The 26567-nt window shown below is 57.6% G+C and carries 23 protein-coding genes; 18 read left to right on the top strand and 5 right to left on the bottom strand.

The features are described 5' to 3' along the window. From ACR0J0_RS16465 to nusG, 5 genes are all read left to right on the top strand, one after another. Positions 1-459, top strand: a complete 459-nt coding sequence (locus tag ACR0J0_RS16465; RefSeq protein ID WP_480665234.1) for a FixH family protein — start codon at positions 1-3, stop codon at positions 457-459. A gap of 3 nt (positions 460-462) precedes the next feature. Then, positions 463-2640 carry a heavy metal translocating P-type ATPase gene (locus tag ACR0J0_RS16470; RefSeq protein ID WP_480665235.1) on the top strand — a complete coding sequence of 726 codons (2178 nt, stop codon included), beginning with the start codon at positions 463-465 and terminating at the stop codon, positions 2638-2640. Between the two features lie 5 nt (positions 2641-2645). Then, a complete protein-coding gene (gene ccoS, locus ACR0J0_RS16475; RefSeq protein ID WP_170417043.1) occupies positions 2646-2804 on the top strand; it encodes a cbb3-type cytochrome oxidase assembly protein CcoS in 159 nt (52 codons plus the stop codon). Positions 2805-2885: 81 nt separating this feature from the next. Further along, positions 2886-3083 carry a preprotein translocase subunit SecE gene (gene secE / locus ACR0J0_RS16480; RefSeq protein WP_170427365.1) on the top strand — a complete coding sequence of 66 codons (198 nt, stop codon included), beginning with the start codon at positions 2886-2888 and terminating at the stop codon, positions 3081-3083. Between the two features lie 201 nt (positions 3084-3284). Continuing rightward, complete coding sequence (nusG, locus tag ACR0J0_RS16485) at positions 3285-3818, top strand: transcription termination/antitermination protein NusG (protein ID WP_170427716.1); 534 nt, start codon at positions 3285-3287, stop codon at positions 3816-3818. A gap of 98 nt (positions 3819-3916) precedes the next feature. On the opposite strand, the gene ACR0J0_RS16490 is transcribed toward nusG, so the two are convergent. From ACR0J0_RS16490 to ACR0J0_RS16500, 3 genes are all read right to left on the bottom strand, one after another. Continuing rightward, entirely contained in the window at positions 3917-5152 is a 1236-nt protein-coding gene (locus ACR0J0_RS16490; protein WP_480665236.1) for a peptidoglycan-binding domain-containing protein, read from the bottom strand. A 248-nt stretch (positions 5153-5400) separates the two neighbouring features. Then, positions 5401-6165, bottom strand: a complete 765-nt coding sequence (locus tag ACR0J0_RS16495) for a hypothetical protein (protein ID WP_480665237.1) — start codon at positions 6163-6165, stop codon at positions 5401-5403. Continuing rightward, entirely contained in the window at positions 6162-7019 is an 858-nt protein-coding gene (locus ACR0J0_RS16500; RefSeq protein ID WP_480665238.1) for a hypothetical protein, read from the bottom strand. Before ACR0J0_RS16500 ends, ACR0J0_RS16495 begins: the two co-directional genes overlap by 4 nt. Before the next feature lie 311 nt (positions 7020-7330). Here ACR0J0_RS16500 and rplK point away from each other — a divergent pair, with 311 nt between their 5' ends. The 3 genes from rplK (at position 7331) to ACR0J0_RS16515 (ending at position 9422) form a co-directional block, all read left to right on the top strand. After that, positions 7331-7780 carry a 50S ribosomal protein L11 gene (rplK, locus tag ACR0J0_RS16505; protein WP_010440985.1) on the top strand — a complete coding sequence of 150 codons (450 nt, stop codon included), beginning with the start codon at positions 7331-7333 and terminating at the stop codon, positions 7778-7780. Between the two features lies 1 nt (position 7781). Beyond that, positions 7782-8480, top strand: a complete 699-nt coding sequence (gene rplA, locus ACR0J0_RS16510; protein WP_170427361.1) for a 50S ribosomal protein L1 — start codon at positions 7782-7784, stop codon at positions 8478-8480. Between the two features lie 141 nt (positions 8481-8621). Continuing rightward, positions 8622-9422, top strand: a complete 801-nt coding sequence (locus ACR0J0_RS16515; protein ID WP_480665239.1) for a hypothetical protein — start codon at positions 8622-8624, stop codon at positions 9420-9422. A 78-nt stretch (positions 9423-9500) separates the two neighbouring features. On the opposite strand, the gene ACR0J0_RS16520 is transcribed toward ACR0J0_RS16515, so the two are convergent. Next, a complete protein-coding gene (locus tag ACR0J0_RS16520; protein WP_480665240.1) occupies positions 9501-10475 on the bottom strand; it encodes a phosphotransferase in 975 nt (324 codons plus the stop codon). A gap of 481 nt (positions 10476-10956) precedes the next feature. Between ACR0J0_RS16520 and rplJ the strand changes: the two genes are divergently transcribed. From rplJ to ACR0J0_RS16550, 6 genes are all read left to right on the top strand, one after another. Continuing rightward, on the top strand, positions 10957-11475 hold the full coding sequence (gene rplJ, locus ACR0J0_RS16525; RefSeq protein ID WP_480665241.1) for a 50S ribosomal protein L10: 519 nt from the start codon (positions 10957-10959) through the stop codon (positions 11473-11475). Between the two features lie 79 nt (positions 11476-11554). Continuing rightward, positions 11555-11929 carry a 50S ribosomal protein L7/L12 gene (gene rplL, locus ACR0J0_RS16530; RefSeq protein WP_170417028.1) on the top strand — a complete coding sequence of 125 codons (375 nt, stop codon included), beginning with the start codon at positions 11555-11557 and terminating at the stop codon, positions 11927-11929. A gap of 250 nt (positions 11930-12179) precedes the next feature. Beyond that, positions 12180-16316, top strand: a complete 4137-nt coding sequence (gene rpoB, locus ACR0J0_RS16535) for a DNA-directed RNA polymerase subunit beta (protein WP_480665242.1) — start codon at positions 12180-12182, stop codon at positions 16314-16316. An 81-nt stretch (positions 16317-16397) separates the two neighbouring features. Next, entirely contained in the window at positions 16398-20639 is a 4242-nt protein-coding gene (rpoC, locus tag ACR0J0_RS16540; protein WP_480665243.1) for a DNA-directed RNA polymerase subunit beta', read from the top strand. 180 nt (positions 20640-20819) lie between these two features. Then, positions 20820-21275 (top strand): macro domain-containing protein, encoded by a 456-nt coding sequence (locus ACR0J0_RS16545; RefSeq protein ID WP_480665244.1) that lies wholly within the window; start codon positions 20820-20822, stop codon positions 21273-21275. A gap of 100 nt (positions 21276-21375) precedes the next feature. Next, positions 21376-22245, top strand: coding sequence for a DMT family transporter (locus ACR0J0_RS16550; RefSeq protein WP_480665245.1), 870 nt, complete (start codon positions 21376-21378; stop codon positions 22243-22245). Here ACR0J0_RS16550 and ACR0J0_RS16555 read toward each other — a convergent pair. After that, entirely contained in the window at positions 22230-23036 is an 807-nt protein-coding gene (locus ACR0J0_RS16555) for a putative rhamnosyl transferase (RefSeq protein ID WP_480665246.1), read from the bottom strand. The two genes, ACR0J0_RS16550 and ACR0J0_RS16555, sit on opposite strands and share 16 nt — an antisense overlap. A gap of 386 nt (positions 23037-23422) precedes the next feature. Here ACR0J0_RS16555 and rpsL point away from each other — a divergent pair, with 386 nt between their 5' ends. The 4 genes from rpsL to ACR0J0_RS16575 form a co-directional block, all read left to right on the top strand. Beyond that, positions 23423-23794 carry a 30S ribosomal protein S12 gene (gene rpsL, locus ACR0J0_RS16560; protein ID WP_005621086.1) on the top strand — a complete coding sequence of 124 codons (372 nt, stop codon included), beginning with the start codon at positions 23423-23425 and terminating at the stop codon, positions 23792-23794. A 15-nt stretch (positions 23795-23809) separates the two neighbouring features. Next, complete coding sequence (gene rpsG / locus ACR0J0_RS16565; RefSeq protein ID WP_010441203.1) at positions 23810-24280, top strand: 30S ribosomal protein S7; 471 nt, start codon at positions 23810-23812, stop codon at positions 24278-24280. A gap of 18 nt (positions 24281-24298) precedes the next feature. After that, positions 24299-26416: an elongation factor G gene (gene fusA, locus ACR0J0_RS16570; RefSeq protein WP_480665247.1), complete on the top strand. Its 2118-nt coding sequence runs from the start codon at positions 24299-24301 to the stop codon at positions 26414-26416. 60 nt (positions 26417-26476) lie between these two features. Beyond that, on the top strand, positions 26477-26567 hold a 91-nt coding region (locus ACR0J0_RS16575; protein ID WP_215675807.1), incomplete at its 3' end, for a GTP-binding protein.

Below are 26567 nucleotides of genomic sequence, written 5' to 3' on the forward strand. Positions count from 1 at the left end.
ATGGCCGAGCGTCAATTTACCGGCAAACACGCGCTGGCGGTTTTCGTCGCCGCTTTCGGGGTGATCATTGCCGTGAACCTCGTGCTTGCCTACAGCGCCGTCAAAACCTTTCCTGGACTTGAGGTTAAGAACTCGTATGTCGCCAGTCAGGAGTTCAATGAACGCCTGAAAGTGCAACAGGCACTGGGGTGGGAAATCCGGGCCGAGACCAAGGGTGGCCTGCTGATCCTGCACATCACCGATCAAACCGGCGCTCCTGTCGAAGTGGCCGAACTGCAGGCCGTTGTTGGCCGGGCCACCCATGTGAAGGAGGATTTTACACCGAATTTCATCTTTGACGGCACCGCGTATTCCACGCCCGCGACGCTGGGCAAAGGAAACTGGAACATCCGTCTGGTGGCCAAAGACAGCGATGGTTCCGAGTTCGCGCAGCGTGTTCCGCTGTATGTGAAGGGGTAGGGGATGACCGCTCAGCTCAGCTCAGGTACGGCGGCTTGTCCGGGTTGCATTGCGACACCGGCGGAACCGGCGCGGCCCGTTCCTGAGGATGTGCAGATTGCCCTGTCTCTGCCGGGTATCCACTGCTCGGCCTGTATCGCCAATGTCGAACGAGAGCTGAACGGCCATCCGGGGGTCGAGGACGCGCGGGTCAATCTGACGCTGAAACGGGCGATGGTCAAAGCTGCGCCGGACATCCGCGCCGCCGATTTGATCCCGGTGCTGGAACGTGCTGGGTATGAGGCACATGAGCTGGACCCGGGGGCGTTGTCTGCGACGCAAGCGGACAAAGCCGGGCGTGATTTGCTGATGCGTCTGGCCGTGGCCGGGTTTGCTACGATGAATGTGATGCTGTTGTCGGTGTCGGTCTGGTCAGGTGCCACAGACGCAACGCGCGACATGTTCCACTGGATTTCGGCCGCAATCGCGCTGCCCGCAATCGCATTTTCCGCGCAGCCGTTCTTTGCCAATGCCTGGAGCGCTTTGCGCGTACGCCGCCTGAATATGGATGTGCCAATTGTGCTGGCGATCCTTCTCGCGCTGGTCACCTCGCTTTGGGAAACAGCGCTAAGTGGCAAACATGCCTATTTCGATGCCGCACTGACGCTGACCTTCTTTCTGCTGGCTGGTCGTTATCTTGACTATCGCACACGCGCCGCAGCCCGGTCAGCGGCCGAGGAGTTGACGGCGCTTGAGGTGCCTCGCGCCATTCGGCTGGACAAGGGTGTTGAAGAAGAGGTTGCCGTAGCCAACCTGGCGGTTGGTGACCTGATCCTCGTCAGGCCGGGCGGGCGGATGCCGGTGGATGGTGAGATCGTATCGGGTCAGTCGGAACTCGACCGGTCGCTGCTGACCGGGGAAACCTTGCCGGTCTTTGCCGAGGCGGGGCTGGCAGTCAGTGCGGGCGAGGTCAATCTGACCGGCCCGCTGACTGTTCGGGCAACGGCAGTCGGTGAGGATACGTCGCTACATCGTATGGCCGACCTAGTGGCAATCGCCGAATCCGGGCGGTCCCGATACACGTCCTTGGCTGACAAGGCGGCCAAGCTTTACGCGCCGGGGGTTCATATCCTGTCGGCGCTCAGTTTTCTGGGTTGGTACATTTATTCCGGTGACATTCGCACCGCATTGAACATTGCGGCGGCGGTTCTGATCATCACTTGCCCCTGTGCATTGGGCTTGGCCGTGCCTGCGGTGACCACGGCAGCTTCGGGCCGGTTGTTCCGTAAGGGAATGCTGATCAAACACGCGACGGCGTTAGAACGTCTTGCCCAAGTCGATACCGTCGTATTCGACAAAACCGGAACACTGACATCCGGTACGCCGGAACTGACCAATCTTGGGGACCATTCGCGCGCTGATCTTGAGGTCGCATTGGCGCTGGCCGAGGCGTCATCGCACCCCTTGTCCGTTTCCCTTGCCAAATCGGCCAGAGACGCGGGGATCAAACCGGCCAGGCTTGAAGCCGTGGTCGAGGTTCCGGGGTATGGCACCGAAGGCACTTACCATGGCAAGCGCGTGCGCCTTGGACGCGCGGGATGGACGGGTGGTGCCGAGGGCGATCAGACAGCAGCTTGGTTGGTCATCGCGGGTCAGACACCGGCTGCGTTCCTGTTCTCTGACACGTTGCGTCCGGGCGCGACTGAGGCTGTGCGGGCTTTCCGTGACACTGGTAAGGAAGTCATCCTGATTTCGGGAGATACGCGAGGCGCGGTTCAATCCCTGGCCGAAAAGCTTGGGATTGAAACATGGATTGCCGAAGCACTGCCAAAGGACAAGGCCACTCACGTGCAGGACCTCAGCGATCAGGGCTGTCATGTTCTGATGGTCGGCGACGGATTGAATGACACCGCCGCGCTTGCGGCGGCGCATGTGTCGATCTCTCCTGCATCGGCGCTGGATGCCGCGCGGGTGGCCTCGGATATCGTCCTGCTGGGCAATGATCTGTCCCCGATATCAGATGCGTGTGACACCGCGGTCAAGGCGACCAAAAGGATTCGCGAGAACTTCCGTATCGCCACCGTTTACAATATCATTGCGGTACCCTTGGCCGTGGCCGGGCTTGCCACCCCGCTGATCGCAGCGCTGGCTATGTCGACCTCGTCCATCACCGTATCCCTGAACGCCCTGCGCCTGAGGTAGCTGATATGGAAGTTCTGGCCTATCTCATACCGATTTCCCTTTTTTTGGGCGGGGTTGGCCTTGTGGCGTTCATCTACACCGTTCGGTCGAACCAGTATGAAGACCCCGAGGGCGACGCGCGACGCATCCTGAGCGATGAATGGGACGATAAGCCCAAGCCCTGACATGTAGTGCTGAGCGCCCTTGAAATTGCCGCAATGCCCGGTTATGTCCGCCCTATCCGCTAGCAGAGAGAAAAAAGCCAAATGGCCACCACAAACCCGATCCAGTTCATTCAGCAAGTCCGTGCCGAAGTCTCGAAGGTCGTCTGGCCGACCCGGCGCGAGGTTCTGCTGACCACGGTCATGGTGTTCATCATGGCGGCACTGACCGCCGTGTTCTTTGCGCTGGTCGATCTGGGCATTCGCGGTGGCCTCCAGTTGATCCTGGGTGCATTCGGCTAAGTCGGTCAGGGTGGGGCGGAAACGCCACTGCCCTCTTGCACAGCGCGCGATGTCAGAGTAGTTGACACGGTACTATTCGGAACGGGCGTGCGGCGATTCGGGCTGCGCGCCGCTTTTTATTCCGGGTAGCGTGACAGGATTTCAATGACGGATGTGTCCGGCTAACAGGATGCTCCGAAGGCAAACAAGGACGACAGGTTCATGGCGAAACGGTGGTACTCGGTCAGCGTTCTTTCGAATTTCGAAAAGAAGATCGCAGAGCAGATCCGCACGTCCGTGGCCGAGCAAGGCCTTGAGGACGATATCGACGAAGTACTGGTGCCCACCGAAGAGGTGATCGAAGTACGCCGCGGCAAGAAAGTCACGACCGAGCGTCGTTTCATGCCCGGTTATGTTCTGGTGCACATGGAAATGTCGGATCAGGGGTATCACCTGATTAACTCGATCAACCGCGTCACCGGCTTTTTGGGCCCGCAAGGCCGCCCGATGCCGATGCGCGACGCCGAGGTGAACCAGATCCTCAACCGCGTTCAGGAAGGTGAAGAAGCGCCCAAGCTGATGATCACCTTCGAGGTCGGCGAAAAGGTCAAGGTCAACGACGGCCCGTTCGAAGATTTCGACGGTATGGTCGAAGGCGTGGACGACGAGAACCAGAAGCTGAAGGTCTCGGTCTCGATCTTCGGCCGCGAAACCCCGGTCGAACTGGACTTCACGCAGGTTACCAAGCAGGGCTGATCGGCTTTGCAGCGAAATTCAAAGCGCCGCGATGCACTAGGCACCGCGGCGCTTTTGCTTTCCATATTTCGGGCGTCGTTACCGTTTCGTGTATCGACTTATTGCGTCTGTACCATAGCCGCTCGCAAGAGCTGCGGACGGTCCGACTGGGACGGCAAGAAGACGGCTTCAGATCCGGCATCTAGCGCAGAAAGACTTGCATCGTACCACTGCATCGCAAGATCGCGCCGTTCCTGCACGCCAAAGCCTTCGCGCAGGTGGTGCCCAATCAACTCTCCATAGGCCGGCTCGCCCATTGCGACCAACATGAGAGCAGAGCCAACAGCGGCATCCATGTTGTCCTCACGGTAACCCATTGCCAGGCAGACCTTGCTCGTCGCCGCAAGGTCTTCGGGATTTAGCCCGGAATCCAACGCAAGCTTGCGCATCTGAGTTTCCGCGTCTGTTTTCGAACTCAGAGACAGCTTGACGACTTGCGGCGCCAGCATTTCACCAAACCCGTCGCACTGAGTTGCTATCTGGTCTGGTGTAAGCCCCTGAATATCCTGCATCAGATCCTCACCGCGCGCCATCGCATAGCTGCGGGCGAGGCAAAACTGTTCGCTGAGTGCAAACTCAGGATCGGACATGTTCGCCAATGTCGTATAGCCGCCATTGGTCGACGTTTGCAGCATTACCGCGCTGCAGCGATTGGCGAGCGACGGTCCCGTTGTGCCGCCAGAGAATAGAGTCGGCAGGGTCGCGGATGGTGCTTCGGTAACGACCGCCGCTTGTTCGACCTCTTGGGAGGTCTCAACCGGGGAGGTCTCGACCGGGGCGGCTTGCCTTGGCGGTTGCGGAGCGGCCGCCAAGGCAGTACCGCTATGCATTTGTTGACGGTAAGCCATCAAAAGCGGCTGGCCCGCGAGTTGAGTTGAAGCTTGCCCTCCGCTTGTCGCCCAATAATACGCCTGCATCAGGAAGTCGCGCTGATAGGGCTGAAAATCATAGCCGTTCACAGGGTATCCCATTGACACCTGATAGCGTTCGATCGCTGCGCGGGTGCCACGGCCGACTTGACCATCGACTCTTCCGGCATTGTACCCGAAGTAGTTGAGCGCGGTCTGGGTTTGTGCACCTTGCGTGGTCGACGGTATTCCCGGACGATAGGTCCGAGTTGATCGCGTTGTACTCTGGGTTCTTTTTCGCTGCTGATCCTTGCCAATCGTGTAGCCTAAGACGCCACCAACGACAGCACCGCCGATGAAGTCGCCTGCGTCTGCCCGCGCCATCTGAGGAGCTGTTGCAGCAAAGGATAGTGCAATTCCGAGCGTAACTATCAAACGAAGAAACATAACGTACCTCCAAACCAAAACGCCTGAATTTGGAGAGTATAGCACATTTATTGCGCACTGCGGACTTGGACGTTGCTGCGACGCTTAAATCATGGGTTTTGGGCGGTTTATTCGCAGGCTTCTTCCAACTCAGAGTTGCGAGCGGGAAAGTCGCCACTGAGCGCTTTATGACATGGTCGACGGCGCGGAAAGCGAGAGCCCAAAAGTGAAGCGTGGGTTACTTCAACGGCGATGAAAGTGCCTGGCAGTTACGGCCGACCGGGAATCAGTTCTTGTTGTTGAAGAACAGTCAGAATGTCGAGGATCGTAGAAGGGCTGACATCAACGGATCCGTCCAGAAAAACGCCAAGACCACCCTCTCCGATCTCGCGCGGGCCGCCACTCTCGTATGCCGGATCGAGTGAAGCGAGTTCGGATGGCAATTCAGGGCACAATGGGGTCTCGTTGAGAACAAGACCTACAGCTGCCAACATCAGCTCTTTTACGGACTCGAGCGTATCGTCTTCCAGGATTTGTTCACGCTGCGCTTCAGGGGCGGTGAGAGTAAGGTCGATTAGCTTGAAGTAGGCACAGTTGTCGCGCAGTTCGACAGTCGCTTCTGTCGACAAATTGGCCAGGATAGCATTCTTTTCCTGGCCTCGCTGGAAGTCGCGTTCGCCGGTGCGGCTGCATTCGAAGATCGTGACAGTTACTTCGCCGTCCAAATCAATTGCTTCGTCCTTGGCCCTAAAGCTCATGCCATCAAGCCTGACTTGCAGACCGCAATTATCGACGATCGCGTTGTCAGCCAACTTTTCCGGCACAATTTTTTGTATTTCCCGCAGGTCGAGCAATGCTCCTACCCCCACTCGCGTAGGGGCAACTGCACTCAGGTTCAGATTTAACGTGTAGGGCAACTCCGTCTCGCGAACCGGTAGTGTCGCGTCAATGACAAAGTCCACCTGTTGCGCGTAAGGGGCTCGGGCACCCAGAACGGCTGCCACTAAGACTGGGATAGTTAACCAAAGCCTCATTGAGCAAACTCCAACACGCCAAGCTCCTTAAGCCCTCCGAGGACTTTGACAATCGTCTCCGCGCTGACGTCAGCCGAACCGACAACAGCAGCTCCCATCCCGCCGGGAGCGATCTCGCGTGTGCCTCCGGACTCATATATCGGGTCGAGCACGCTGAATTCTTCAGGCAATGGTGGGCAGACGGGGTGGCTGGCCAAAAACTCTCCACCTTTTTCCAGTACGGCCTCGTTGATGCGATTGGTCATACCGAAGAGATTGCTGACGCCTCCGATAAAGCCGCGTGGGCTAAGGTCAACACTTTCGATACTGAAAGTGAGGCATTGGCCCTCGACTTTCGCCTTGGCGACAGCAACGGCATCCACGGTTGCCCCAAAGTAACGAATGCCAGGTTCTTCCTGTCGGGTACACCTCGTAAACTGTGCACGGGCTGACCCCTCGACCTTTACCGTGTCGTCTATGGCGGTGACGTCTCGGACCTCGAGATAAATCTGGCGTTTGCAGCTTTCTTCCAAGGGACCTGTCAGTATCTGCGGAGCTTTTTCCTGCAATCCGCGCAAGTCCATGAAGGCCCTCAATCGCAAGCGGGTGGGGCTGGATTCCTCAAGACCGGCGTAGACGGTGAAGGGGACGGGAATATCGCGCAGAGGAACTTCTTTGGTCAGTTTGATCTGAAACCGGCCAGCGTAGGTAGCGGGATCAATTCCTGTCGTTGCGGACGAAGTGCTGTTCGAGACGTCAGTTTGGCCGGCCGTGCCGGGCGCCGTGTCCTGATCCTGAGCCTTGCTGCCACATCCTGGCAGCAAAGCAAAAAGTATACCGATAAGTATTCCCTTGTTCAGTCGAGATGATGCCATCCCTGACCACCTCTTTTATGACCAAGTTTTGACAAGATACCCGCCTCCGCTTCTTAAGCAACTTATGTATTCAAATAAATTGTTCTGTCACGAAATTCTAATCGGCCACTGTGACCTGATAATGGCGCAATCAGGTGATTGGGAAGTGGGTGTCAGCCACTTGCCAACCCCTGCGTTCCACTGTACATGCCGCCTCTATCGTCTTCGGGCGAGATTCTCTCGTGGGAGGTTGCTGGGATCGCGATCCCGGATCGGACCACGCAACATAAACCGGGTGGAACGCGTTTCACCTACGTTGAAAGGAAAACCAAATGGCCAAGAAGCTTGCTGGTACAATGAAACTGCAGGTTCCTGCAGGTCAGGCGAACCCGTCGCCGCCAGTTGGTCCGGCGCTGGGTCAGCGCGGCATCAACATCATGGAATTCTGCAAGGCGTTCAACGCCAAGACCGCAGACATGGAGCCCGGCGCTCCGTGCCCGACCGTGATCACCTACTATCAGGACAAGTCCTTCACCATGGACATCAAGACGCCGCCCGCGTCTTACTACCTGAAAAAAGCAGCTGGTCTGAAGCCGGTCGGCAAGCGTAACCGCCCCCGTGGTGCGGAAAACCCCGGTCGTGAGACCGTGGCCACCGTGACCTCGAAGCAGGTTCGCGAAATCGCCGAAGCCAAAATGAAAGATCTGAACGCCAACGACGTCGAAGGCGCAATGCAGATCATCCTGGGCTCGGCCCGCTCCATGGGCATCGAGGTGAAGTAAGATGGCAAAACTCGGTAAACGTACCCGCGCTGCGCGCGAAGCTGTCGCCGGCAAGGAAAACCTGTCGGTCGAAGAAGCAGTTGCCCTGGTCAAAGCCAACGCAACCTCGAAATTCGACGAAACCATCGAAATCGCACTGAACCTGGGCGTTGACACACGTCACGCAGACCAAATGGTTCGCGGTGTTGTCGGCCTGCCGAATGGCACCGGTAAAGCGATGCGCGTTGCTGTGTTTGCTCGTGGCCCCAAGGCTGACGAAGCGAAAGAAGCAGGCGCAGATATCGTTGGCGCAGAAGACCTGATGGAAACTATTCAGGGCGGCACCATCGAATTCGATCGCTGCATCGCAACCCCGGACATGATGCCGATCGTCGGTCGTCTGGGTAAGGTTCTGGGCCCGCGCAACCTGATGCCGAACCCCAAAGTTGGCACCGTGACCATGGACGTGAAAGCGGCCGTGGAAGCAGCCAAGGGTGGTGAAGTTCAGTTCAAGGCGGAAAAAGGCGGCGTTGTACACGCGGGTGTTGGCAAAGCGTCGTTCGACGAAGCCAAGCTGGCCGAAAACGTTCGTGCATTCGTTTCGGCTGTGGCCAAGGCCAAGCCGTCGGGCGCCAAAGGCACCTACATGAAGAAAATCGCGCTGAGCTCGACCATGGGCCCCGGTGTGACTCTGGATGTGGCAGCCGCGTCGGGCGAATAAGCCTTACTGCTCAAAAATCAGAATTTGATCCCGGGTGGTGCAAACTGCCCGGGATTTTTTGTTGGCTCGGTTGATTTGTTTCGGCAGTCAGCTTACGTATTGTGCGCACAGTGTGCGCACAGAAATCGGAGCTGGGAAAATATGAAATTTGAGTACAGGTATCTGAATCCTCAGGCCACCCATCTAGAGACAGGTGTGGTTATACACATCCAGTATGACGCGCAGGGCCCGGGGGTATCATTCAAAGTCGAAGACGAGACCCGGTTAGCTCTGGGCGAGGCGCGGGTAAGCAAGATTTTTGAGGCTCTCCAGCAGACCATAGAAGACGAAAGAAACCGGTCCGAGTTGCAGCGGCTCGTGAGCGGCCCATTTGCGGGCAACAATTCCTTTGTGGAGATTGCCCTGGAACTTGAAACGTCCCGAAAGGTGACAAATCGGACGTTGCAATCCTGGCTGGCGGATCCGCATCGGCCAAGCAGTCGCAAATGCCCAGCATGGGCCGTTAAGGCGTTGAAGGACTATATCGAAAAAGAGGGAGGGGGGAATTCCGTTCGCGCGCGAAACCAGAATGTCATGGAGCAAATTCGCGAACGCCCCGGTGGTCATCTTCGTCTCTTGGCGAGTAACGACAGTAACAAGTGGGCCGAGCAATGCATCGCGCGGGAAGACGCGCAGCGCGCAAAACTGGTGAACGCCTCCTTGTCCGAACTCCCTGAAATTCTGCATAATCGAATTTCTGAGTTGGAGCGCGCGCGAGAACATGATGGTGCCATAATCAGCATCTTGCTGCACACCTTGCGCGCCGTTCGAAAAGAAGGTTCGCTACAGGAGTTTGCCGCGGACATGCTGGAGCATGTAGAGGCAAACTTCGAACTGAAGCACCGCGTCAGGGTCACTGCGGACACGTTGAAACAGGACGAGCAGAACGCTGAGGAGCGCTGAAAAGCTGATGGCGGCCCGGATTGAGCGAAGCTAGGCCACCTGGAAACAAATGTGGACCACACTGTTCGCGTGACAGGTTCAGTGACCTTGGAATATCAGGCGCAGACGCTGGCCCAGTCGCCGCCGCCTGTCGTGTTCAAAGGCGCTGCAGGTATGGGTGATCTGATGTAGAAACAGCCAGTCTTTCAGCAACCGTCCACGGATGCAGTAGTCAAGGATGTCGTGATTGATCGGATGCCGGTAGAGGCGAAAAAACATATCCTTGTTTCGTTTCAGGATTCCGCTTCGATCCACGTCGGCCCCATCCCCGTCCCGAAAGATGTCCGATTTCAGGAAGTCGACGATATCATAAACGGCCAGTTTGTCGCGGGCCTCGGTGAAATCCAGACCGATTGTCTTTCCCTGTCCGACGATCAGGTTCTGTCCGTGAAAATCGCCATGCGAAAAGACCCGCAGGTCCTCGGTGCCCTTAAGGCGAGCGCCTTCGGCCAGCATGAGGTTTACCATTTTTCGGCTCTGTTCCTCGATTTCATGCGGAACGGCTTTGACCAGATCGCGAATGCTGTCGGTCATCCATCGCGGACGGAAAGCGTAACTGATTGGGGCGTGCCGGGCATGAAGATCATTCAGCCATGACCCGGCGCGGCGGTACACCTGAGCAACCTGATTTTCATCCGGGCTGTTATAAATCAGATCTACGGCAGTCGGTCGGCTTATATACTCAGTGACCAGAAAAGCGCCGCCCGGCGAAAGATAAACGGGTCGGACGACCCGAGACGTGTCGTTACCCTCGAAGTAGTCCCAAAGCTCAACCAGCAGTTCGAATTCGGCTTTTAATCTGCCGGTAGTAGGGGACTCCGTATCGGTTTTGAGGGCGAATGCCCGAGATGCAGTATGCAGGATCAGGACAGCCCGAGAATCTTCGAAGGCGTGCGACCGGTAGATGCAGTCGTAATGCGTGATAAACTCTTGCGGGAGCTCGCTCGAAAACTCGTCGATATACGAGGCGACACGTGCTTGTTCTTCGTCGGATAGGGGCAGTGTGTCAGCCAACGGGACAAGTCCTGAGTGTGAAAGTTCGATCTCTGGACAGGATAACAGCGCGTTTCCGGTGTCAACGGAAAGTAGGCATTTGAGCAACCGTGAAAAGATGTTCGTGCCAGTTGTTCCGGAGGCTTGTGCAAATGAATATTATTTGACCAACAAAAGGCGGGAATTCGAAGTTCTCGAATGCTGTTGCGGTAACGCAGAATCCGCAATTTACCTCTTGGAAACTGGCGGTATCTGCCCTAAGTAAGGCTACGAAGTAAAGCGTGCGATTCGTCGTGCGCTTTATTTTGTTTCGTCCAAGACGGTGGGTGGTGCCATATGGCCCCTTAATTCCCTGCCTGAGACGGGTAAGACCAAAGAATTCTGAGGGTCCAACCCTCGGGCGCGTTTTGGCCAATCCCGTAACAACGGACCTGAACGCCGGAGCGAAAGCTGCGGCAAATATGAGCCGGGGTGAGATATCGCCCCAAACTTGGAGAGAACTGTGGATAGAGCCCAGAAAGAGAAAGTGGTCGAGGAACTCGGCCAAATCTTCGAAAGCTCTGGCGTCGTAGTGGTTGCTCACTACGCCGGTCTGACAGTTGCCGAGATGCAGGACCTTCGCGCACGTGCTCGTGACGCGGGTGGCTCCGTGCGTGTTGCCAAGAACAGGCTCGCCAAAATCGCCCTTGAGGGTAAGCCGTGTGAAAGCATGGCCGACCTGCTGACAGGGATGACCGTTCTGACCTATTCCGAGGACCCTGTGGCAGCAGCCAAAGTGGCCGAGGACTTCGCCAAGGAGAACCAAAAGTTCGAAATCCTTGGCGGTGCAATGGGCGAGAACGCTCTGGACCGCAAAGGCGTCGAAACAGTTTCGAAAATGCCGTCTCGCGAGGAGCTTATTGCTTCGATCGTGGGCTGCATTGGCGCACCTGCTTCGAACATCGCCGGCGCGATTGGCGCACCTGCAAGCAACATCGCAAGCATCCTTTCCACCATCGAAGAGAAGGCGGAAGCTGCGTAAGCGGTTGGCACTGAATGATCTGCGTAGGGTGAATACCCTGACGTTGGAACACACACTGTAAACGGAAAGAGCTGATAAAATGGCTGATCTGAAAGCACTCGCAGAAAGCATCGTGGGTCTGACCCTGCTGGAAGCACAAGAACTGAAAACCATCCTCAAAGACGAGTACGGCATCGAGCCCGCAGCTGGCGGCGCCGTAATGGTTGCAGCTGGTGGCGACGCCGGTGGCGCAGCTGAGGAAGAAAAAACCGAATTCGACGTCGTTCTGAAGAACGCCGGCGCTTCGAAAATCAACGTGATCAAAGAAGTTCGCGGCATCACCGGTCTGGGCCTGAAAGAGGCCAAGGAACTGGTCGAAGCTGGCGGTAAGATCAAAGAAGGCATCGACAAAGCAGAAGCCGAAGAGATCAAAGGCAAGCTGGAAGCAGCTGGCGCCGAGGTCGAACTGGCCTAAGCCCGTTGTCTGGTGCATCGCCGATGCACCGAAAAATTTGGCTGGGCTCGGAGAAATCCGGGTCCAGCCGAACCTGTCTTAGAAAGGGCCTCATGTCTGGGGGCGTTTTCTAAGACGCGGTTCGCGGATCGGGAGGCTGCCTTCGGGACGGTGGCCATGAATTGATCCGGACGTGTCGTCTCGAATGTGCAAGATGCCGGGGCCCGACGGTGTCTTTGCCCGCTGAGAACATCGAAAGGTGACATCTGACATGGCTCAAACGTTCCTTGGCCAGAAACGTCTTCGTAAATATTACGGCAAAATCCGTGAAGTGCTGGAGATGCCGAACCTCATTGAGGTCCAGAAATCTTCTTATGATCTTTTCCTGCGCTCCGGCGATGCAGAGCAGCCCACCGACGGCGAAGGCATCAAAGGTGTGTTTCAGTCGGTTTTCCCGATCAAGGATTTCAACGAAACCTCCGTTCTGGAATTCGTGAAATACGATCTGGAAAAACCCAAATATGACGTCGAAGAGTGCATGCAGCGCGACATGACCTACAGCGCGCCGCTGAAGGTCACTCTGCGCCTGATCGTGTTTGATGTCGATGAAGACACCGGCGCCAAGTCGGTGAAGGACATCAAGGAGCAGGACGTGTTCATGGGCGACATGCCCCTGATGACACCGAACGGTACGTTCATCGTGAATGGCACCGAGCGTGTGATCGTGTCTCAAATGCACCGCTCGCCCGGTGTGTTCTTTGACCACGACAAGGGCAAAACCCACTCCTCGGGCAAGCTGCTGTTTGCCTGCCGCATCATCCCGTATCGCGGCAGCTGGCTGGACTTTGAGTTCGACGCCAAGGACATCGTGTTCGCTCGTATCGACCGTCGCCGTAAGTTGCCTGTGACCACCCTGCTCTATGCGCTGGGTCTGGACCAGGAAGCGATCATGGACGCGTATTACAACACCGTGTCCTACAAGCTGGACAAGAAGAAAGGCTGGATCACGCCGTTCTTCCCCGAGCGTGTCCGCGGCACCCGTCCGACCTATGATCTGGTCGACGCGAAGTCCGGTGAAGTGATTGCTGAAGCGGGCAAGAAAGTCACCCCGCGCGCGGTCAAGAAGCTGATCGAAGAAGGCGTTGTCACCGACTTGCTGGTGCCCTTCGACAACATCGTTGGCAAGTTTGTCGCTAAGGACATCATCAACGAAGAAACCGGCGCGATCTATGTCGAGGCCGGTGATGAGCTGACCTTGGAATACGACAAGGACGGCGACCTGATTGGTGGGACTGTCAAGGAACTGATCGATGCGGGCATCACCGACATCCCGGTTCTGGACATCGACAACGTCAATGTCGGCCCGTACATGCGCAACACCATGGCTCAGGATAAGAACCTGAACCGTGAAAGCGCGCTGATGGACATCTACCGCGTAATGCGCCCGGGCGAGCCGCCCACCGTCGAGGCTGCGTCGGCTCTGTTCGACACTCTGTTCTTCGACAGTGAGCGCTACGACCTGTCCGCCGTTGGCCGCGTGAAGATGAACATGCGTCTGGCTCTGGACGCGCCGGACACCCTGCGTACGCTGCGTCGCGAAGACATCGTGGCCTGCATCAAGGCGCTGGTGGAACTGCGTGACGGCAAAGGCGACGTGGACGATATCGACCACCTCGGCAACCGCCGTGTGCGCTCGGTCGGCGAACTGATGGAAAACCAGTACCGCGTTGGCCTGCTGCGTATGGAGCGCGCGATCAAAGAGCGTATGTCGTCGGTCGAGATTGACACCGTCATGCCTCAGGACCTGATCAACGCGAAACCGGCTGCGGCTGCTGTTCGCGAATTCTTCGGCTCGTCGCAGCTGTCGCAGTTCATGGACCAGACCAACCCGCTGTCCGAGGTTACCCACAAACGCCGTCTTTCGGCGCTTGGCCCCGGTGGTTTGACACGTGAGCGTGCGGGCTTCGAAGTTCGCGACGTGCACCCGACCCACTATGGCCGGATGTGTCCAATTGAAACGCCGGAAGGTCCGAACATTGGTCTGATCAACTCGCTGGCCACCTTTGCCCGCGTGAACAAGTATGGCTTCATCGAAACACCGTATCGCGTCGTCAAAGACGCCGAGGTGACCGATGAGGTTCACTACATGTCCGCGACCGAGGAAATGCGTCACACCGTGGCGCAGGCGAACGCGACTTTGGACGCTGATGGCAAGTTCATCAACGATCTGGTTTCGACCCGTCAGGCCGGTGACTACACCCTCGCCCCGCGCGAGAACGTGGACCTGATCGACGTGTCGCCGAAACAGCTGGTCTCGGTCGCGGCCTCGCTGATCCCGTTCCTTGAAAATGACGACGCCAACCGCGCTCTGATGGGCTCGAACATGCAACGTCAGGCGGTTCCGCTGCTGCGGGCCGAAGCGCCGCTGGTCGGTACCGGGATCGAGGAAAAGGTTGCGATCGACTCGGGTGCTGCGATTCAGGCGAAACGTGCCGGTATCATCGACCAGGTCGATGCCCAGCGTATCGTTATCCGCGCCACCGAAGATCTGGAACTGGGCGATGCTGGCGTTGACATCTATCGTCTGCGCAAATTCCAGCGTTCGAACCAGAACACCTGTATCAACCAGCGTCCGCTGATCAAGGTGGGTGACACCGTCCAGAAGGGCGAAGTTATTGCCGATGGTCCGTCGACCGATATGGGTGAACTGGCCTTGGGTAAGAACGTGGTCGTCGCGTTCATGCCGTGGAACGGTTACAACTACGAAGACTCGATCCTGATCTCGGAACGGATCGCGCGTGACGACGTCTTTACCTCGGTTCATATCGAGGAGTTTGAAGTCGCTGCACGTGACACCAAGCTGGGTCCGGAAGAGATCACCCGCGACATTCCGAACGTCGGTGAAGAAGCGCTGCGCAACCTCGACGAGGCGGGCATCGTTTACATCGGTGCGGATGTTGAACCGGGCGATATTCTGGTCGGCAAGATCACTCCGAAGGGCGAAAGCCCGATGACCCCGGAAGAAAAGCTGCTGCGCGCCATCTTTGGTGAAAAAGCATCTGACGTGCGCGACACCTCGCTGCGCGTGAAGCCGGGCGATTACGGTACGGTCGTCGAAGTCCGCGTCTTCAACCGTCACGGCGTCGAGAAAGACGAGCGTGCGCTGCAGATCGAGCGTGAGGAAGTCGAACGTCTGGCCCGTGACCGGGACGACGAGCTGGCGATCCTTGACCGCAACATCTATGCGCGTCTGCAAGGCCTGATCATGGGTAAAACCGCTGTCAAAGGCCCGAAAGGCGTCAAGGCAGGGTCGGTGATCACCGAGGAACTGCTGGACATGCTGACCCGTGGTCAGTGGTGGCAACTGGCCCTGGAAGGTGAGCAGGACGCACAGATCGTTGAAGCTCTGAACGAGCAGTACGAAGTGCAGAAACGCGCTCTGGATGCTCGTTTCGAGGATAAGGTCGAGAAAGTCCGTCGTGGCGACGACCTGCCGCCGGGTGTGATGAAGATGGTCAAAGTCTTCATCGCCGTGAAGCGTAAGCTGCAGCCGGGCGACAAGATGGCCGGTCGTCACGGGAACAAAGGTGTGATTTCCAAGGTTGTTCCGATGGAAGACATGCCATTCCTGGCCGATGGCACGCCGGTTGACTTCTGTCTGAACCCGCTGGGTGTGCCTTCGCGAATGAACGTCGGTCAGATCCTTGAAACCCATATGGGTTGGGCCGCGCGCGGTCTGGGTCTGAACATCGATGAGGCACTGGGTGAATACCGCCGTTCAGGCGATCTTACCCCGGTGCGCGAAGCGATGAAGCTGGCCTATGGCGAGAATGTCTACGAAGAAGGCATCACCGGTCTGGACGAGGATGGCCTGATCGAGGCTGCGGGCAACGTGACCCGCGGTGTTCCGATCGCAACCCCGGTCTTTGACGGCGCCAAAGAGGCTGACGTCAACGACGCGCTGGTGCGTGCGGGCTTCTCGGAAAGCGGTCAGTCGGTTCTGTTCGACGGTCGCACCGGTGAGCAATTCGCACGTCCGGTGACCGTGGGCATCAAGTACCTGCTGAAACTGCACCACCTGGTGGATGACAAAATCCACGCGCGTTCGACCGGGCCGTACAGCCTGGTTACCCAGCAGCCGCTGGGTGGTAAGGCGCAGTTCGGTGGTCAGCGCTTTGGTGAAATGGAGGTCTGGGCTCTGGAAGCTTACGGCGCCGCCTACACCCTGCAGGAGATGCTCACCGTGAAATCGGATGACGTCGCCGGCCGGACCAAGGTCTATGAGTCGATCGTCAAGGGCGAGGATAACTTTGAAGCGGGCGTACCGGAATCGTTCAACGTTCTGGTGAAAGAAGTCCGTGGCCTCGGCCTGAATATGGAACTCCTGGATGCGGAGGTTGAGGAATAAGAATTTTGAGAAAATTCTTGGGCGGAAACTTTTGAAGTTTCCGCTCCCCTCTCCCCCCTTCCGCAAGATTTGAGGTAACAAATGAACCAGGAAATCACCAACAACCCGTTCAACCCGCTGACGCCCCCAAAAGTATTCGACGAGATCAAGGTCTCGTTGGCGTCGCCCGAGCGGATCCTGTCTTGGTCCTATGGCGAGATCAAGAAACCCGAAACCATCAACTACCGGACTTTCAAGCCCGAACGTGATGGCCTGTTCTGCGCGCGTATCTTTGGCCCGATCAAAGATTACGAATGCCTGTGCGGCAAATATAAGCGGATGAAATATCGCGGCGTTGTCTGCGAGAAATGCGGTGTGGAAGTCACCCTGCAGAAAGTCCGCCGCGAGCGTATGGGCCACATCGAACTGGCCGCACCCGTTGCGCATATCTGGTTCCTGAAATCGCTGCCGTCCCGCATCGGTCTGATGCTGGACATGACTCTGCGTGATCTGGAACGCGTTCTGTACTTTGAAAACTACGTCGTCATCGAGCCCGGTCTGACCGACCTGACCTACGGCCAGATGCTGACCGAAGAAGAGTACATGGACGCGCAGGATGCCTATGGCATGGACGCGTTCACCGCGAATATCGGTGCTGAAGCCATCCGTGAGATGCTGGCCCAGATCGATCTGGAAGCCGAAGCCGAGCAGCTGCGCGCTGATCTGGCCGAAGCAACCGGTGAACTGAAGCCCAAGAAGATCATCAAGCGTCTGAAGGTTGTTGAATCCTTCCTCGAGTCGGGCAACCGGCCTGAGTGGATGGTTATGACCGTGATCCCGGTCATTCCGCCGGAACTGCGTCCGCTGGTTCCGCTGGATGGTGGCCGTTTCGCGACGTCGGATCTGAACGATCTGTATCGCCGCGTCATCAACCGGAACAACCGCCTGAAGCGTCTGATCGAACTGCGTGCGCCTGACATCATCGTCCGCAACGAAAAGCGGATGCTGCAGGAATCCGTTGACGCTTTGTTCGACAACGGCCGTCGTGGCCGTGTGATCACCGGCGCCAACAAGCGTCCGCTTAAATCGCTGTCGGACATGCTGAAAGGTAAGCAGGGCCGATTCCGTCAGAACCTTCTGGGGAAACGCGTCGACTTCTCAGGCCGTTCGGTCATCGTGACCGGTCCGGAACTCAAGCTGCACCAGTGTGGTCTGCCCAAGAAGATGGCGCTGGAGCTTTTCAAGCCGTTCATCTACTCGCGTCTTGAAGCCAAGGGTCTGTCTTCGACTGTTAAGCAAGCGAAGAAACTGGTCGAGAAAGAGCGTCCCGAAGTGTGGGATATCCTCGACGAGGTGATCCGCGAACACCCTGTCATGCTGAACCGCGCGCCGACGCTGCACCGTCTCGGCATTCAGGCGTTCGAGCCGGTCCTGATCGAGGGTAAAGCCATCCAGCTGCACCCGCTGGTCTGTTCGGCTTTTAACGCCGACTTCGACGGTGACCAGATGGCCGTTCACGTCCCGCTGAGCCTTGAGGCGCAGCTGGAAGCGCGTGTTCTGATGATGTCGACGAACAACGTTCTGTCGCCTGCAAACGGCGCGCCGATCATCGTTCCGTCGCAGGATATGATTCTGGGTCTGTACTATGTGACCCTGGAACGCGAAGGCATGCCGGGCGAAGGCAAGGTGTTTGGTTCGATCGACGAAGTTCAGCACGCGCTGGATTCCGGCGAAGTGCACTTGCACACCAAGATCACCGCGCGGATCACGCAAATCGACGACGAAGGCAACGAAGTTCAGAAGCGTTACGAAACCACTCCGGGCCGTCTGCGCCTGGGCGCGTTGCTGCCGATGAACAACAAGGCGCCGTTCGAGCTGGTCAACCGCCTGCTGCGAAAGAAAGAAGTGCAGCAGGTGATCGACACTGTCTACCGCTACTGCGGTCAGAAAGAGTCGGTCATCTTCTGTGACCAGATCATGTCGATGGGCTTCAAAGAGGCGTTCAAGGCGGGCATCTCGTTCGGTAAGGACGATATGGTCATCCCGAACGACAAGTGGGGCATCGTCGATGACACCCGCGATCAGGTGAAAGACTTTGAACAGCAGTACATGGACGGCCTGATCACTCAGGGCGAAAAGTACAACAAAGTTGTCGATGCCTGGTCGAAGTGTAACGACCGCGTCACCGAAGCCATGATGAACACCATCTCGGCGTCGTCGCGTGATGAGGCCGGTGCCGAACAGGAACCGAACTCGGTCTACATGATGGCCCACTCGGGTGCGCGTGGCTCGGTCACTCAGATGAAACAGCTGGGCGGTATGCGCGGCCTTATGGCCAAACCGAACGGTGACATCATCGAGACACCGATTATCTCGAACTTTAAAGAAGGTCTGACCGTTCTCGAGTACTTCAACTCGACCCACGGTGCCCGTAAGGGTCTGTCGGATACCGCTCTGAAGACGGCGAACTCGGGTTATCTGACCCGTCGTCTGGTGGACGTGGCGCAGGACTGCATCGTTCGTGAAGTCGACTGTGGCACCGAGCGTGCGATCACTGCGGAAGCCGCGGTCAATGACGGTGAAGTTGTCGCTTCGCTGGCCGAGCGTATCCTGGGCCGTGTGGCTGCAGACGACATCCTACGTCCGGGTACGGATGAGGTGATTGTGGCAGCTGGTCAGCTGATCGACGAGCGTATGGCCGACACCATTGATGAAGCCGGTGTTCAATCGACCCGCATCCGTTCGCCTCTGACCTGCGAGTCCGAGGAAGGCGTCTGTGCAACCTGCTACGGTCGTGACCTTGCTCGCGGTACCATGGTGAACACAGGTGAAGCTGTCGGCATCATCGCCGCCCAGTCCATCGGTGAACCCGGTACGCAGCTGACGATGCGGACCTTCCACATCGGCGGTGTTGCGCAAGGTGGTCAGCAGTCGTTCCAGGAAGCCAGCCAGGAAGGCGTGGTGTCGTTCGAGAACCCGCAGATTCTGGTCAATGCGGCGGGCGAAAGCCTGGTCATGGGCCGGAACATGAAGCTGGTGATCAAGGACGAGCATGGCGAAGAGCGTGCCAGCCACAAGCTGGGCTACGGCTCCAAGCTGTTCGTCAAGGACGGCACCAAGGTGGCCCGTGGCGACAAGCTGTTCGAGTGGGACCCGTACACCCTGCCGATCATCGCCGAGAAAGCCGGTACCGCGAAATACGTTGACCTGGTTTCGGGCCTTGCTGTCCGCGACGAGACCGACGAAGCAACCGGTATGACCCAGAAGATTGTGATCGACTGGCGCGCGGCCCCGAAAGGCAGCGAACTGAAGCCCGAGATCATTCTGGTCGGTGAGGATGGCGAGCCGGTCCGCAACGATGCGGGCAACCCGGTTCACTATCCGATGTCGGTGGATGCGATCCTGTCGGTCGAAGACGGTCAGCAGGTCGAAGCCGGTGACGTTGTTGCGCGTATTCCGCGTGAAGGCGCCAAGACCAAGGACATCACCGGTGGTCTGCCGCGTGTGGCCGAACTGTTCGAAGCCCGTCGTCCGAAAGATCACGCGATCATCGCAGAAGCCGATGGTTACGTGCGCTTTGGTCGCGACTACAAGAACAAGCGCCGCATCAGCATCGAACCGGCAGACGAGTCCATGGAGACCATCGAGTACATGGTGCCCAAGGGCAAGCACATCCCGGTCGCCGAAGGGGACTTCATCCAGAAGGGTGAATACCTGATGGACGGTAACCCGGCTCCGCACGACATCCTGTCCATCATGGGTGTCGAAGCGCTGGCGGATTACATGATCGACGAGGTGCAGGACGTCTATCGTCTGCAGGGCGTGAAGATCAACGACAAGCACATCGAAGTCATCGTGCGACAGATGCTGCAGAAGTGGGAGATCCTGGATTCAGGCGACACCACCCTGCTGAAAGGTGAGCATGTCGACAAGCAGGAGTTCGACGCGGCCAACGAGAAGACCATCGCCCGCGGTGGTCGTCCGGCACAGGGCGAGCCGATCCTGCTGGGGATCACCAAAGCCTCGCTGCAAACGCGTTCGTTCATCTCGGCGGCGTCGTTCCAGGAAACCACCCGCGTGCTGACCGAAGCTTCGGTTCAGGGCAAGAAGGACAAGCTGGTTGGCCTGAAAGAGAACGTCATCGTCGGTCGTCTGATCCCCGCCGGTACCGGTGGTGCGACTCAGGCCGTGCGTCAGGTTGCGCAAGGCCGCGACAACGTCGTGATCGAAGCCCGTCGGGAAGAGGCCGAAGCGGCCGCTGCCCTCGCCGCTCCGGTCATGGATGACGATATCGTGGGTGACGAGTTGGACGTTCTGGTGGAAACACCGGAAAGCCGCGAGTAAGCACCGCAACATTCAATCGATCAGGCCCCGCAATTTTGCGGGGCCTTTTCATTTTTTGCGCCTGGTACATTTACTTAGAGAGGTCACCGGTATGCGCATGTGCCCAGTCGTGCTAAGACAGTTACGGAATAGCCGCGAAAGCGGTCATCAGAGGCAATCGACTGTTCCAAAGGGTTTTCGATGCCAACGATCAAGGGTGATTTGATACAGCTTGCACTAGACGGTGAATTTGACGTCATCGTCCATGGCTGCAATTGTTTCCACGCGATGGGTGCTGGGATCGCCAGAGTAATCGCGGCTGAGTTCCCTGACGCTCTGGAGGCCGACAAGCAGACTGAATATGGGGTTCGCTCAAAACTGGGCACCGTTTCAATGGCATCTGTGTCGAGGGGGGCAACCAGCTTTGTAATAGCAAACGCCTATACTCAGTTCCATTGGGACGGACCCGGACGGCTTGTGGAATACGACGCGATCTCGGCCTGTTTCGAAATGATTGCACGGGGGTTTCCGACCGCGCGCATAGGCTATCCGATGATCGGCGCGGGCCTGGCCGGGGGTGATTGGGCGGAGATTGCGCCACGCATTGACCATGCCCTAAGGGACATGGATCACAAATTGGTTGTTTTACCAGGCTGAAAAGAACTAGCGCTTTTCTAGCCCAAGGATGTTCATTGACATCCCCTACGGCCTTACGGCCAATGGGCTGAGTTTCTTTTGAGAATTGGAATCTTCCACGATGAGTCCGAATGTGAAGGGCGCGATGCTGATGATGGGCAGTATGGCTGCCTTTACTGTCAATGATGCTCTGATCAAGGCTGCAGGGGCGGAAATGCCGCTGTTTCAGATGGTCGCCATGCGTGGTGCATTGGCGACGTTTCTGGTATTTCTGATGGCGCGTCATCTGGGTGCGCTGCATCTGAATTTTCCACGCCACGACAAATGGCTGGTGGCTGCACGATGCCTGGCCGAACTTTCGGCAACATTTTTCTTTCTGACTGCATTGCTGCACATGCCACTGGCGAACGTGACCGCCGTTTTGCAGGCCCTGCCGCTGACAGTGACGCTTGGGGCGGTTCTGTTCTTCGGTGAACATATCGGCTGGCGACGAATACTGGCAATCGGAATGGGGTTCGCCGGTATGTTGCTGATCGTACGACCGGGGCCTGACGGTTTCAGCATCTACGCCATTTACGCTCTGATCGCAGTAGCTTCGGTGACGGCGCGGGATCTGATAACGCGGCGCATGTCCATTCATGTACCATCGCTGGCCGTCACGTTAGCGACATCGCTGTCCATCACTTTGGCGGCCGGGGTCGCGACCGCAGCAACCGGTTGGGAACCGGTTACATCAGGCTCGGGCTTGATGGTGGCATCGGCGGCAGTATTCGTGCTGGCCGGATACCTGTGCAGCGTCATGGTCATGCGGATTGGGGACGTAGGCTTTATCGCCCCTTTCCGCTATTCCAGTCTGATTTGGGCGTTGGGTCTGGGTTGGGTCGTGTTCGGCGATTGGCCGGATACGATCACGATGTTCGGTGCGGTTCTGGTCGTTGGGGCAGGGCTGTTCACGTTGTTCCGCGAACGTCAAGCTCAACCGGCGGAGTGAACCCGCCTCACGTCGTCCTGTTCAATGGCAAAGCGCGCTATGAACTCTCCCTCCTGTTCGGGGGTCAGTTGAAACAGCTCGGTTTTGCTGGCGCGGGCGTGGGGTGAATCGTTGAAATTGTTCAGGGTCCTGACCCACATCGGCGCGTCGGGATAGCTGATCACGGGCATGAAGCGGCCGATCTTGTGGTGGGTGAAGCTCATGATCGTGTGTTTGCAGCCGCCGGCGATGTACATCCCCAGACCAACCCCCAAAAGCGGTCTGAACACCTGGGCGGCGCGAACACCATCCGGGCCGAACCGGGCCAGGAAACCGTTGTTGAAATCCAATCCAATTGTCCGATTGTACCGGGCAAGCCCCTTTGCGTCATCGGCGGCTTCGCGCAGACGTTCAACCAGATCAACAGAAACGGCGTCATCGTCGTCATGCCGAAACTGTATGCAGGGCTGATCCGGATCTTTGCGGGCGCTGTGCAGAACCTCTTTGACAAGAGGACGGTGGCGGGCCGGCGCGCGTTTGACAATGCGGATCTGCTTGATACCCGAGGTGAGATCGTAGAGCCGCTCCATCGACTCTTTGGGAAGGCACTCTCCGATCACGACCAGCAGTTCAAAGTCTTCGTCAGTATGCTCGCGAAAACAGGGCAGGGTGGTCGTTTCGAACAGGCGAAACCGTTCTTCCAATCGGGCAGGGTTGTACAGATACTGCCGCCGTTCCTCGACGGTATCGTGTTCGACCTGATAGCCGCCGATCGCGGGATAAGAAAAGCGGCACAGGCCAATAACTTGCATGTTTCGTCCATCGCAGAGCTTCTGGGCCACTATGCAGATGTCCTCGATGACCCGCAACTGGAGAGACGTTGTGGAACCCGTTGCCGTTTCTTGTTAAAACAGTGACATCCGGCTGGCAGGGCAAGCACTGTTGACACTCGGGCCGACTCCCCCTATTACGCGCGACATCTCGGTACCGGGGGCCGCCCCATAACCGATTTCAGTAATGAACTGGTCAAGGCCCGGACAATTTTGTAGTTCGCGCCCTCTGATAACCAACCGCGACGTTCACCTCGGAATGGGAACGCTCGCGGGTTTTGCGCTTGTGGACGCATAAGTGCAGCAAGTTTAACCGCACGCAACGCGCGTGCATGTCATGTGTGTTGCAAAACGGGGAAGAAACCGGAATGCCAACTATTCAACAGCTGATCCGCAAGCCGCGGCAGCCCAAAGTAAAACGCTCGAAGTCCATGCACCTGGAGCAGTGCCCGCAGAAACGCGGCGTCTGCACACGTGTTTACACCACCACACCGAAGAAACCGAACTCGGCTATGCGTAAGGTTGCCAAGGTGCGCCTGACCAACGGGTTCGAGGTCATCTCGTACATCCCCGGTGAAAGCCACAACCTGCAGGAACACTCGGTTGTTCTGATCCGTGGCGGCCGTGTAAAAGACCTTCCCGGTGTGCGTTACCACATCCTGCGCGGTGTTCTGGATACTCAGGGCGTCAAAGATCGTAAGCAACGCCGTTCGAAATACGGCGCGAAGCGTCCCAAGTAAGAAGGAGAGGCTGATATGTCACGTCGTCACGCCGCCGAAAAACGCGAAGTCCTGCCTGACGCCAAATTTGGCGACAAGGTACTGACCAAATTCATGAACAACCTGATGATCGACGGCAAGAAGTCGGTCGCGGAGCGCATCGTTTACAACGCCTTTGACCGCGTTGAGAACAAGGTAAAGCGCGCTCCTGTCGAAGTGTTCCACGAAGCGCTCGACAACATCAAACCGTCGGTCGAGGTTCGCTCGCGCCGGGTTGGTGGTGCAACCTATCAGGTTCCGGTCGAAGTGCGCCCTGAGCGCCGCGAAGCGCTGGCCATCCGTTGGCTGATCACCGCTGCGCGCGGCCGCAACGAAAACACCATGGAAGAGCGCCTTGCCGGCGAACTGCTGGACGCCGTACAGTCCCGCGGTACCGCCGTGAAAAAGCGCGAAGACACCCACAAGATGGCCGAGGCGAACAAAGCCTTCAGCCATTATCGTTGGTAATCCGAGAGGCTTAGACCAATGGCACGCGAATATCCGCTCGAACTGTACCGTAACTTCGGTATCATGGCGCACATCGACGCAGGTAAGACCACCTGCTCGGAGCGTATCCTGTATTACACTGGTAAATCCCACAACATCGGTGAGGTGCACGATGGTGCCGCCACCATGGACTGGATGGAGCAGGAGCAGGAACGCGGTATCACCATCACTTCGGCTGCGACCACCACTTTCTGGGAGCGTACCGAGGACGGTCAGACCGCCGATACCCCCAAGCACCGCCTGAACATCATCGACACCCCCGGCCACGTTGACTTCACCATCGAAGTTGAGCGTTCGCTGGCGGTTCTCGACGGTGCCGTCTGCGTTCTGGACGCAAACGCCGGTGTTGAGCCCCAAACCGAAACCGTGTGGCGTCAGGCTGACCGCTACAAGGTTCCGCGTATGGTTTTCGTCAACAAGATGGACAAGATCGGCGCAGACTTCTTCAACTGCGTTCGCATGATCGAAGATCGCACAGGCGCACGCGCTGTTCCGGTTGGTATTCCGATCGGCGCCGAGTCCGAGCTGGAAGGTCTGATTGACCTGGTCACCATGGAAGAGTGGCTGTGGCAGGGCGAAGATCTGGGCGCAAGCTGGATCAAAGCACCGATCCGCGACAGCCTGAAAGACATGGCTGACGAATGGCGCGGCAAGATGATCGAAGCGGCCGTCGAAATGGACGACGACGCTATGATGGAATACCTGGAAGGCAATGAGCCCGACGTTCCGACCCTGCGCGCCCTGCTGCGCAAAGGTACTCTGGAAATCGCGTTCGTTCCGGTTCTGGGTGGTTCGGCGTTCAAGAACAAAGGCGTTCAGCCGCTGCTCAACGCTGTGATCGACTATCTGCCCAGCCCGCTGGACGTTGTTGATTACATGGGCTTCAAACCCGGCGACGAAGAAGAAGTTCGTGACATCGCACGTCGTGCCGATGACAACATGGCCTTCTCGGGCCTGGCGTTTAAAATCATGAACGACCCCTTTGTTGGCTCGCTGACCTTCACTCGGATCTACTCGGGCACCATGAATAAGGGTGACTCGATCCTGAACTCGACCAAAGGTAAGAAAGAGCGCATCGGTCGTATGATGATGATGCACTCGAACAACCGGGAAGAGATCGAAGAAGCGTTTGCAGGCGACATCATCGCGCTGGCGGGTCTGAAAGACACCACCACCGGTGACACCCTGTGTGATGCGAAGGATCCGGTGGTTCTGGAAACCATGACCTTCCCTGATCCGGTGATCGAGATCGCAGTTGAGCCCAAAACCAAGGGCGACCAAGAGAAGATGTCTCAGGGTCTGGCCCGTCTGGCCGCTGAAGACCCGTCCTTCCGTGTGGAAACCGACCTGGAATCGGGTCAGACCATCATGAAGGGCATGGGCGAACTTCACCTGGACATCCTGGTTGATCGTCTGAAGCGCGAGTTCAAAGTCGAGGCGAACATCGGTGCACCTCAGGTGGCATACCGTGAAACCATCTCGATGCCGGTTGAACACACCTACACCCACAAGAAACAGTCGGGTGGTTCGGGTCAGTTCGCGGAAGTCAAGCTGGAGATCCAGCCGACCGAAGCGGGCGAAGGCTATTCGTTCGAAAGCCGCATCGTTGGTGGTGCCGTTCCGAAGGAATACATCCCCGGTGTTGAAAAAGGCATCAACTCGGTCATGGACAGCGGCCCGCTGGCTGGCTTCCCTGTGATCGACTTCAAGGTTGCCCTGCTGGACGGTAAGTTCCACGACGTTGACTCGAGCGTTCTGGCGTTCGAAATCGCATCGCGGATGTGTATGCGTGAAGGCATGCGCAAAGCTGGCGCGAAGCTGCTGGAACCGATCATGAAGGTCGAAGTGATCACCCCGGAAGAATACACCGGCGGTATCATCGGCGACCTGACCTCGCGTCGTGGCCAGGTGTCTGGTCAGGAACCGCGCGGCAACGCAATCGCGATCGACGCGTTTGTTCCGCTGGCGAACATGTTCGGCTACATCAACACCCTGCGTTCGATGTCGTCGGGCCGTGCCCAGTTCACCATGCAGTTCGACCACTACGATCCGGTTCCGCAGAACATCTCGGACGAGATCCAGGCGAAATACGCATAAGCGAAGATTTGAGGGAGCTCGGGTAACGGGCTCCCTTCATTACCGAAAAAGGAGGCCATCATGGCAAAGGAAAAGTTTGAGCGTACAAAACCGCACGTCAACATCGGCACGATTGGCCACGTTGACCACGGCAAGACCACGCTGACCGCAG

The sequence above is a fragment of the Ruegeria sp. BF12 genome, assembly GCF_056538705.1.